Here is a 10,317-nt window from a genome sequence, read left to right as displayed (position 1 = left end):
GATTCGCCATGGCACCGGCTTCTGCCCGCCTCCTGGCCGACCTCCTCTTCGCCCGTACTTCTGAGCTTTCTCCGGAGCCTTATTCTCTGACTGCCGAGCATTGAGCAAATAGCCGGCGCTTTTTATTGACTCGGTCTAAGAATATAGGCCGGGTTTATCCGGGGCAGGGCTTCTTAGCGCGGCGAGAAGCCGCGCGAGCTAGGCCTATAGCATTTTCTGATTCGGTGTAAGGGAGCCCCATATGTAGGTCGGCAATCCCTTGCCGACGTACTGGCTCGGCAAAGGGCTTTGTCGGAAGGGTCGCGACTAAAGCGACCGTTTGCGATTGGGAAAGGATTGCCGACCTACGTTCTTCCCGCCCCACACGAATCCGTACACCGGGATGAAAAACGCTCTAAGCGTGTAAACCGGCTTGGACGGCGGCCCGAAATGCCAGAAAGGTATTTACGGGCCTGATTAACAATCGGCTAGCTTCAGCCGTCGCCGGATTCCTTCAGCGATACGGTTTCATCCGCCAGTTCGGCGACAGCTGCTCGCGGCAATTCACTCAGACCGATCCCGCCTTCCCGATGGTGAGCGATGATGGCTTTACGCATTCTAGGGTCCCAGAATTTCCGGATGTGATCGGCGATGCCATGTATCGCAATGGATCGGTCCGGCTCGGCATTAAAAAAATTGCCGATGTCATTGGCCATTTTTACCAGATTTTCGATATTCATGATCTTCTTGTTTGAGAGGTTGAAGGCTTGGCGGCGTTAAGCGCTCAGGCCTTGCTGTGCAGCAGGCGTTGCGGATTTGCGTAAACCACATGCTTGTCGCCACGGGCAAATCCGACCAGCGTGACCCCCGCATCTTCGGCCAAGCGCACCGCGAGTCCGGTAGGCGCTGAGATCGCGGCCAGAAAACCGATGCCGACGGACGCGCATTTCTGCACCATCTCATAACTGGCCCGGCTGGTTACCACCACGAAGCCACTGCCGAAATCGACACCTTGCCGCGCCAGCGCGCCGATAAGCTTGTCCAGCGCATTATGCCGGCCGATATCCTCGCGAACCCACTGTATGCCTTGTCCCGGCACGGCCCAAGCCGCCGCGTGTACCGCCCCAGTGATACGGTTTAACCTTTGATGCTCCGAGAGTTCGGCGAGCACCCGAATCAATTCCGGCGCCGACACTTGCACACCCTGCCCTACCGGACCCGGCCGGCGCATGGCCTGTTGGAGCGTGCGCGCACCGCAAAGCCCGCAGCCGGTCCGTCCGGCGAGATTGCGCCCTTTCTCCGCGGCACCCGCGCAACGCGCCTCCGGAATGCGTAGGCGCACCTCGATTCCCTCGGAACGCTGGTAAACCTTTATCGACTCCACCTCGCCCGGCGACGCGACGATAGCCTCAGTAAGGCTGAACCCCAGAGCGAAATCCTCCAGATCCAAAGGCGTCGCCAGCATGACGGCATGCGATTCGCCGTTATACATCAAGGCAATCGGAGCTTCCTCGGCGATACAGTCGTCCTGATTGGCATGTTTATCGCCATGCCAGCGCTCAACCGGACTGACTCGATAACTGGGCCACCCCAATTCGGAGGCGAGAACGGCCATCTCGCAGTCTCAACCGGTGGCCGATGTACGTTGCTCGAGCAACGCCAACTGTTCCTCCGAGAACTCCTGGTACCGGCGCTGCCATTCCGAGGGGCCGGAAACTTTGGTGACTTGCACCGCCGTCACCTTGTATTCAGGACAATTGGTCGCCCAGTCGGAATTGTCTGTAGTAATGACATTGGCGCCCGATTCCGGAAAGTGGAAAGTGGTATACACCACGCCCGGCTGCACCCGTTCGGTGAGGGTGGCCCTCAGTACGGTTTCGCCCGAACGGCTCTTGATGCCCACCCAGTCGCCGTCCTTGATACCGCGTTGTTCCGCATCGTGCGGATGGATTTCCAGACGATCCTCCGAATGCCAGACCGAATTCATGGTGCGGCGGGTCTGCGCACCCACGTTATATTGGGACAGGATGCGGCCGGTAGTAAGGATCAGCGGATAACGGCTGCTGGTCCGTTCCTGGGTCGGCACGTATTCCGTCAGCATGAAGCGTCCTTTGCCGCGCACGAACTGGTCGATGTGCATGGTCGGCGTACCGATCGGCGCTTTCTCGTTGCACGGCCATTGCACGCTGCCCAGCTCGTCGAGCTTGGCGAAGCTGACGCCCGTGAAAGTCGGCACCAGCCGCGCGATCTCATCCATGATCTCGGACGGGTGCGAATAGTTCATGGGGTAACCCAAGGCATTCGACAGCAACTGGGTTACTTCCCAGTCCTCGTAGCCGGCCAAAGGCGGCATGACTTTCCTGACTGGGGAAATACGCCGTTCGGCATTGGTGAAAGTGCCGTTCTTTTCCAGGAACGACGCGCCCGGCAGAAACACGTGGGCGAACTTCGCAGTTTCATTCAAGAACAAATCCTGCACCACCACGCATTCCATGGCCCGGAGGGCGGCATGGACATGCTGGGTATCCGGATCGGACTGCGCGATATCTTCACCCTCGCAATACAGCCCCTTGAAGCTTCCGTCCAGCGCGGCGCCGAACATATTGGGGATGCGCAAGCCCGGCTCGGATTCCAGGGTTACGCCCCACGCCGATTCGAACTGGGCGCGGGTTTCGAAATCGGAGACGTGGCGATAGCCAGGGAATTCGTGCGGGAACGAACCCATGTCGCAGGAGCCCTGCACGTTGTTCTGGCCGCGCAAGGGGTTCACGCCCACGCCTTCCCGTCCGATATTGCCGGTCGCCATGGCCAAATTGGCGATGCCGATCACTGTGGTGGAACCCTGGCTGTGTTCGGTAACGCCGAGGCCGTAGTAAATCGCGGCATTGCCGCCGGTGGCGTAGAGCCTCGCCGCGGCGCGCACCGTCGCTGCCGGAACGCCGGTCACCGATTCGCTCGCTTCAGGCGAGTTGCGCTCTTCGCTGACGAAGGACTTCCACTTCTCGTAAGAGGCCGTTTCGCAGCGCTCCAGTGCGAAAGCGTCGTTTGAAAGGCCTTCAGCAACAATCACGTGGGCCAAGGCGTTGATCAGCGCCACATTGGTACCGGGCCGCAGTTTCAGATGGTAATCGGCCTTCACGTGCGCGGATCTCACCAGATCGATGTCGCGCGGGTCCGCCACGATCAGCTTGGCGCCTTCGCGGATACGGCGCTTCATCATCGAGCCGAACACCGGATGGCCATCGGTGGGATTGGCGCCTATCACCATGATGACGTCGGCCTTCATGACCGAATCGAAAGTCTGGGTCCCGGCCGACTCGCCCAAGGTCTGCTTGAGGCCATAGCCGGTGGGCGAGTGGCAGACCCGGGCGCAGGTGTCGACGTTATTGTTGCCGAAAGCCGCGCGCACCAGCTTCTGCACCAGGTAGGTCTCCTCATTGGTGCAACGGCTGGAAGTCAAGGCGCCCACGGAATAGCGACCGTACTGGGCCTGAATACGCTTGAACTCGGATGCGGCATAGTTTATCGCTTCTTCCCAGGATACGACCTGCCATGGATCGTTGATGCTTTTCCGAATCATGGGCGTCGTAATGCGATCCTTGTGGGTCGCATAGCCGAAGGCGAAACGTCCCTTGACGCAGGAATGGCCGTGATTGGCGTGGCCATCCTTGTTGGGCACCATGCGCACCACCTCGGCTCCCTTCATTTCCGCCTTGAACGAGCAGCCCACGCCGCAATAGGCGCAGGTGGTGACAATGCTGTGTTCCGGCTGGCCCTTCTCGATTACGGACTTTTCCATCAGCGTCGCAGTCGGACACGCCTGTACACAGGCCCCGCAAGAAACGCATTCGGACTCCATGAAGGCCTGGTTCTGCCCGGGCGAAACCTTGGAGTCGAAGCCCCGGCCGTCCAGGGTCAAGGCGAAGGTACCCTGCACTTCTTCGCAGGCACGCACGCAACGGGAGCAGACGATGCACTTGGCCGGATCGAAGGCAAAATAGGGGTTGCTGGTGTCCTTTTCGGCCTTCAGATGGTTCTCGCCCTCGTAGCCATAACGCACTTCCCTGAGGCCCACCGCGCCGGCCATATCCTGCAATTCGCAATTGCCATTGGCGGAACAGGTGAGGCAATCCAGCGGATGGTCCGAAATGTACAGTTCCATCACCCCGCGGCGGACTTTGGCCAATCGCTCGTTCTGGGTGCAGACCTTCATGCCTTCCGCCACCGGCGTGGTGCAGGACGCGGGCAGTCCTCGTCCGCCCTCGATTTGCACCAGGCATAAGCGGCAGGAACCGAAAGGTTCCAGGCTATCCGTGGCGCACAGTTTCGGGATCTGGATGCCGATGCTGGCCGCCGCTCTGAGAACCGATGTGCCCTCGGGCACGGTCACGCTGAAGCCGTCAATTTCCAAGGTGACCAGCTTGTCGGATTGGCTTGGGGGGGTGCCGAAGTCGTTATCACGTAGTGCCATGGGATGACTCCTGAGTCGTAAGATGCGCACTGCGCACCGCAAAGCATTCGGGGCGGGCGACGCACCCTATTTCTAAGCAGCTTTGTCTGCCGTGGAAATGCCGAAATCCTCGGGAAAATGGTTGAGAGCGCTCAACACCGGGTACGGCGTCATGCCGCCCAACGCACAAAGCGATCCATTGAGGAGGGTATCGGAAAGATCCCGGAGGAGCGCTAGGTTTTTCTCCCGGTCTACGCCTTCAATGATCTTGTCGATTACTTCTATGCCGCGAGTCGACCCGATTCGGCAGGGCGTACACTTGCCGCAGGACTCGATGGCGCAGAATTCCATGCCGTAGCGGGCCATCTTGGCCATGTCGACGGTGTCGTCGAAGGCCACCACGCCGCCGTGGCCGAGCACCGCCCAAATGGCGGAAAACGCTTCGTAGTCCAGCGGCGTATCGAACTGGGATTCCGGCAGGTACGCGCCCAAAGGCCCGCCGACCTGTACCGCGCGAATCGGCCTTCCGGTGGCGGAACCGCCGCCATAGTCGTAAAGGATTTCCCGTAAGGTGATACCGAAAGCCTTCTCGATCAACCCCGGATGCTTGATGTTGCCCGCCAATTGAATCGGCAGCGTGCCGCGCGAGCGGCCCATGCCGAAATCACGGTAGTATTCGCCGCCCTTGTCGAGAATGATCGGCACCGAAGCCAGCGAAATGACGTTGTTGATGACGGTCGGCCGTCCGAACAGCCCTTCGATGGCCGGCAGCGGCGGCTTGAAGCGGACCAGTCCCCGCTTGCCTTCGAGGCTCTCGAGAAGCGAGGTTTCCTCGCCGCACACATATGCTCCGGCGCCCAAACGAACTTCCAGATCGAAGCTCTTGCCGCTGCCCAGAATGTCTTTTCCGAGGTAACCGGACCGATACGCAGCGTCGATGGCCTCGTTCAGCGCACGATGGGCATGGGGATATTCGACGCGCAGATAAATGTAACCCTGGGTTGCACCCACCGCGAGCCCGGCGATGGTCATGCCCTCGATCAGAACTAACGGGTCCCCTTCCATGATCATACGGTCGGAGAAAGTGCCCGAGTCGCCCTCGTCGGCGTTGCAGACGATGTATTTTATGTCCGATGCCGTATTCAACACCGTGCGCCATTTGATGCCGGTCGGAAAAGCCGCACCGCCGCGTCCGCGTAGCCCCGAGGTGGTGACCTCGTCAACGATGGCAGAGGGCTCCATGTCCAAAGCGCGGCGTAAGCCGCGAAAGCCCTGATGACCCAGATAGTCGTCCAGGCTGACCGGATCGGTGATCCCGACGCGGGCAAAGGTCAGCCTTTCCTGATTCTTGAAATAAGGAATGGCATCGGTCGGCCCAAGGCAAAGGGAATGCGAACCGCCCTGAAGAAAACCCGCCTCGAATAAGGAAGGCACGTCGCCGATACGCACCGGCCCATAGGCTATCCGGCCTTCCTCGGTAGCCACTTCTACCAGGGGCTCCAGCCAATACATGCCACGGGAGCCGTTACGAACCAAATCGATAGCGATATTTCGTTTGGCCGCTTCGGCCCGAATGGCGGCGGCGACCTGCTCGGCGCCCAGGGAAAGCGCGCTGGAGTCTCGAGAAACGTAAACGGTCGTCATTGCGCATCAACCTGCATATTTTCAATAATCTCGTCGAACGTCTCGGACGTCACGCGTCCGTATACGTCTTTATCGATCATGATCGATGGCGAACACGCGCAGTTGCCGAGACAATATACGGGCTCCAGGCTGAAAGCCCCGTCGCCGGTCGTTTCGTGGTAATCGATATTCAGCCGCTGCTTGGCATGAGTTTCCAGTGCCTCGGAACCCATCGCTTGGCAGGATTCGGCCCGGCACAGATAGATGGTGCGCTTGCCCGGCGGCGTGCTACGGAAATAGTGGTAAAAGCTGATGACGCCGTGCACTTCGGCGCGCGAAAGGTTCAGTTCCCCTGCGATCAGCGGGACACTGTCCGGTGGCACATACCCTAATGCGTCTTGAATGCCGTGCAGAATCGGCAACAATGCACCAGGTTTATCCTTATCACAGCGGATAATTTCCTGCACGTGTTCCCGATCCCATTCGTGTTCTGTCATTTGCCCCTCGCTCAACTACCTCTAAGAATGGGTGGAAATCGCACAAACTTCGATAATCGCCATTCCCTCTCACTACTTAGAAAGTAAAGTAATTTATGCATCTATATGCACATTTTAAAGGCTCGTTGTCGCTTTGCAATATCTTTCTTGACTAAATTGCTAAGCTTTTCAGCAAAGCAACAACCTCGTTGGCGGTCATGAAACGCGATCAGGACAGAGGAAGGCGTTTGGATTAAGGTCGCTGGTACTCACCCGAGCGCTGTTCGTATCGGAACGCGCAGTGCAGCCCGAGTAATATGGCTACATGGAGAAGGCGCGGTATCGGTGAGACCGATTCGACCGATGCAGTCGAGTTGCGGCTTAGTATTGAATTACGATTACTACCCCTGGTGACACGGACATCGAAATTAAGCCGATTATGACCTTGGTCTTTTACCGACCGGTTCGGCACAAAGCGAGGTTCCGCGAGTGTGGAGGATCTGATTGAAACAAGACGGCCGGGGTCCAGGTGCCCCGGCCGTCTTATCGCCCCGAAGCTCAGCGCTTCTTGCTTACTTTCTCGTTATACGCGGTGATTTCCTCGGCATCGAGCTTGTCATCCTTGTTCGTGTCAGCCATGTTGAATATCTCCTCCGGGACCCCATTGGCCAGGGCGTCTTTCTTGGTTAGCGATCTCTCAGTTGACTGTTCCTCGGGCTGGGGAGTGGTGGCGCCGGGCACCGCGGGGTCGCCCGCGTCGCGGAACGCGTAGGCCGTACCGAAGGATAGCGAAATAACAGCGGCCAGAAGGCTCAACGTAGATTTTGTAGCCATGGATACACTCCTTTTGATGGTTAGAGGCAGTATGGTCGGAGCCACAACGACACCTCCAAGCAAGACCAGGGCCAATGCAACAACTTTATGATTATTGGAAATAATATGGCGAACTTCGAATATTCTTCACGAAAACCGTCGTTCTGCGACTACAGTCACAGAGCGATTGTGGATGGACACAAGATTCAACTCGGGTGCCTGTGGGAACAATGAAAACGGGCGCGTCGAAAGGCCTTCAAAAGGCCGGGGGATTGTAAAAAAGCCGCCGGAAACGAGGGGAGCCGCCTCATAAAGCCTCCTCTGTACCAGGTGTCGAACATCGCAGAACTACGTCCGACTCTTGGCCCAGTTGGAACTGGGAGTTATGCTCGAAAGTTGACGGGCCGGCAAAATTTGACCATTACTCGGAACTGGTCGAGCGCACAAAATCGGCCCTGCGCCCCCGCGCGAGGGGAATACCTGTTGCCAATTCTCCGCTGCCGTTGGGAACCGGGGTTCCTAAAAGTATGACTACGCAATCGGCATGGAACGACCGGTTTCCCCCATTGCCGATGGATTTCCCTCGGCTGCGGCTTGAGCACCGGTTGGCGGTTCGCGCTGAAACCGCCCCCGACAGCGGACGTCGTGCAGTGGCGTCATTTCCACAAACGAGGCGCCTCCATCCACCACCGGCCCCACAGCTAAAGTCTCTGGTGATCAGCGGCAGTTCTTTTCGATCAACGCCGCGGTAACTCGGGTCTCGCACCCGTACCTTGCATTTATGGATTTCCTATCCATGTCGACCATGCCCTCCCAATTAGATCTGGCATAGGTTTTGCTGGTTATCGCTTAGGCCAAGTCGACAAGCCTAAATTCTCTACCCTCGATAACTTTGGGAGACACTTATGAAAGTACGGCAACTACTTAGGACAGCACACCCTATTTTCTTGGCTCTACCCTTGTTGCTGATGGGATGCGAGCGATCCGAGCAACAACCCAGCATGCCGCCAAAGGAGTTAACCGCTCCGACTCCGGCCCCGGATTCCGATCTGCCTAAACCGAACCAAACGGAAGTGGTGCCCGTCACGCCGCCCCCATCGCCAGAAAGCAATACGACACCTTAAACGAGAAGCTTTCTCGTCCGCTCACTGGAAACAATGCGAACAAGCCCGGATGATTGCGAGCAGGAAACGGTCGACGACTGCTCGCAATCGTTCGGATACTTACAAGCGACCGTAGCGATTCAGCCTGCCGCCGGCGGGGGAATTCAAACGCTTCCGCCCCAGTGGCGCTATGCCACCGCTACCGCTCACTGAAGGCTTCTCATCCGCAGGCGCACGTTATCCACAGATGTGCCTTTCGTGACAGAACGTTGGAATTAGCGCCGGACGCGCAAAAAGCGACGTGGACATCAACGATTGCTGCATCTCAAACGTCCATCCCGGACCATTTTACCACTGCGATATGAGCTGTTCGGTAGACTGCATGCGAATAGTAGAACTGAGGCCGCTTTCAGTTGGCTGTCGGACACAAACACTTATTCCAGGTTTACGTCCGGAATCACACAACTGACCCGACCGACGCTGTCATTCGCAAGTCCCGCAGGAATTTGCAAAAAGGTTCGAGTCGTGTTCGGTTCGATCGTTCCCGATAATACGGCTTTTAGAGGCTCCAAAAGCTCCAGATCCTTGGAATACTGAAGACAAACCACTTCGATTCCGCTGATTCGCCGTTCACTGCCGTTCTTGATAGAAAAATCGAACAACATCGTTTTGTCTGCTGGATCTAAAGTCCAGCTAAAATCCGTCAGCTCGATCGCGCGTAGGATTTCGTATTTCGCACGCGTGTCGGAACCGGTCGGGGGCTGCACGGATTCTTCCTTGGTGAGTTCGGGCGATGAACCATCCGGCGGCGTGATCCCTTCGCCGATGCTAGTCGACGTACTCTCCCGAAGCAGGGCTTTTTCATCCAAGCTCGCCGATTCGGTCTGCCGGCGAGCTTCGTCTTGCGCGACACGTCCGTGCCGATGCTCGGCAAACCGTGTACCCAGCTGCCAAGCCGCGGTCGCAAGCAATATGGTCAGGAGCAAAGAAGCAAGCACGTGAGCGTAACGGCGGAACCATGGCTTTTGAGACCCACCCTCACGGCACTCCGCCGGCGCGGTAGCCGTTTCCTCCTCATATTCGGTTTCGCCGCGCTTCTTTGGGCTTGGGCTTATCGGGCCAGCCCCGTAACCGACCGCATCCCAAATCGCCTTTTCCTCGGGCACAATTCTGTCGGCGAACGGCGGCTTCAACTCCTTCGCACGGGCAGGCGTGCCGCGCGCGTCACTTTTACTTTTGTGTTCGTTCAAAGCATGCCGAAATGCGAGGCATGCTTCGCCAAGGTGTCTCAGAACGTCTTTGATGAATTTTTCGTACAATACTAGGCGCACTTTTTGATGAATCGGAACCTCGATCCGATCGAGAACCGCTGACAACGCATCCAATATCGCGACGGGGCTCCAGGGTGTGGCCGGTAATGAATCAAGCGCTCGGCCGACTACCTCGGCGTAGGTTTCATCGAGACGACGAATACTTTGACCGTGTTGGAGTTCGACGTCCCGAACCCCACGGGCCAGATGCTCGTCCACCGCAAATGTCCGCCGATAGCCTGGTATTTGGCCGGTCTGCCATGCACGGTCACCGGCGTCCGCGCTAGAGTTCTGCTTGCCGGCATCCTGTTGATCCGAAAAACGCGCAAAAGAACCCAGCAATTCCTGGCTAAGACTTTCCGAAACGACCTCTTGATCAAGGTGAAGAGTTGTCCACACGTCGGCAAGATGATCCTGTAATGTCGAATCGAAGCTTTCGATGTTTTGAACAGCCGTCGCTAGATTCAAATCGTCCAACATGTAGCGAAAGCGATCTTGAATGACGCCTACGAATGTCGACCGATAAAGTTCGATTAATACCGGAAAATCCATCGTATTTTTTG

General features: G+C 57.6%; 7 protein-coding genes. All 7 read right to left on the bottom strand.

Annotation, left to right across the window (positions count from 1 at the left end; all coding sequences use genetic code 11):
• Positions 1-473: 473 nt before the first annotated feature.
• A complete protein-coding gene (locus ABJK70_RS02800; RefSeq protein WP_086135066.1) occupies positions 474-719 on the bottom strand; it encodes a formate dehydrogenase subunit delta in 246 nt (81 codons plus the stop codon).
• A gap of 44 nt (positions 720-763) precedes the next feature.
• Positions 764-1,594 carry a formate dehydrogenase accessory sulfurtransferase FdhD gene (fdhD, locus tag ABJK70_RS02795; RefSeq protein WP_077729811.1) on the bottom strand — a complete coding sequence of 277 codons (831 nt, stop codon included), beginning with the start codon at positions 1,592-1,594 and terminating at the stop codon, positions 764-766.
• A 9-nt stretch (positions 1,595-1,603) separates the two neighbouring features.
• Positions 1,604-4,450, bottom strand: a complete 2,847-nt coding sequence (gene fdhF / locus ABJK70_RS02790) for a formate dehydrogenase subunit alpha (RefSeq protein ID WP_347257366.1) — start codon at positions 4,448-4,450, stop codon at positions 1,604-1,606.
• Between the two features lie 72 nt (positions 4,451-4,522).
• Entirely contained in the window at positions 4,523-6,073 is a 1,551-nt protein-coding gene (locus tag ABJK70_RS02785; RefSeq protein ID WP_347257365.1) for an NADH-quinone oxidoreductase subunit NuoF, read from the bottom strand.
• Entirely contained in the window at positions 6,070-6,549 is a 480-nt protein-coding gene (locus ABJK70_RS02780; RefSeq protein ID WP_347257364.1) for a formate dehydrogenase subunit gamma, read from the bottom strand. The genes ABJK70_RS02785 and ABJK70_RS02780 overlap by 4 nt, the downstream gene beginning before the upstream one ends.
• A gap of 537 nt (positions 6,550-7,086) precedes the next feature.
• Positions 7,087-7,362 (bottom strand): hypothetical protein, encoded by a 276-nt coding sequence (locus tag ABJK70_RS02775; RefSeq protein WP_086135061.1) that lies wholly within the window; start codon positions 7,360-7,362, stop codon positions 7,087-7,089.
• 1,516 nt (positions 7,363-8,878) lie between these two features.
• Positions 8,879-10,306, bottom strand: coding sequence for a hypothetical protein (locus tag ABJK70_RS02770; protein ID WP_347257363.1), 1,428 nt, complete (start codon positions 10,304-10,306; stop codon positions 8,879-8,881).
• Between the last annotated feature and the right edge of the window lie 11 nt (positions 10,307-10,317).

Origin of the sequence: Methylocaldum sp. (assembly GCF_039794385.1) — a bacterium.
In the GTDB taxonomy this organism is placed as follows: Bacteria; Pseudomonadota; Gammaproteobacteria; order Methylococcales; family Methylococcaceae; genus Methylocaldum.
The sequence above is the reverse complement of the archived record's forward strand: the minus strand, read 5'-3'. Positions and strand labels throughout refer to the sequence as shown.

Excerpts from the sequence above, each read along its gene's own strand:
- ABJK70_RS02800 (WP_086135066.1), bottom strand. The coding sequence starts at position 719 with ATGAATATCGAAAATCTGGTAAAAATGGCCAATGACATCGGCAATTTT.
- fdhD (WP_077729811.1), bottom strand. The coding sequence starts at position 1,594 with ATGGCCGTTCTCGCCTCCGAATTGGGGTGGCCCAGTTATCGAGTCAGT.
- fdhF (WP_347257366.1), bottom strand. The coding sequence starts at position 4,450 with ATGGCACTACGTGATAACGACTTCGGCACCCCCCCAAGCCAATCCGAC.
- ABJK70_RS02785 (WP_347257365.1), bottom strand. The coding sequence starts at position 6,073 with ATGACGACCGTTTACGTTTCTCGAGACTCCAGCGCGCTTTCCCTGGGC.
- ABJK70_RS02780 (WP_347257364.1), bottom strand. The coding sequence starts at position 6,549 with ATGACAGAACACGAATGGGATCGGGAACACGTGCAGGAAATTATCCGC.
- ABJK70_RS02775 (WP_086135061.1), bottom strand. The coding sequence starts at position 7,362 with ATGGCTACAAAATCTACGTTGAGCCTTCTGGCCGCTGTTATTTCGCTA.
- ABJK70_RS02770 (WP_347257363.1), bottom strand. The coding sequence starts at position 10,306 with ATGGATTTTCCGGTATTAATCGAACTTTATCGGTCGACATTCGTAGGC.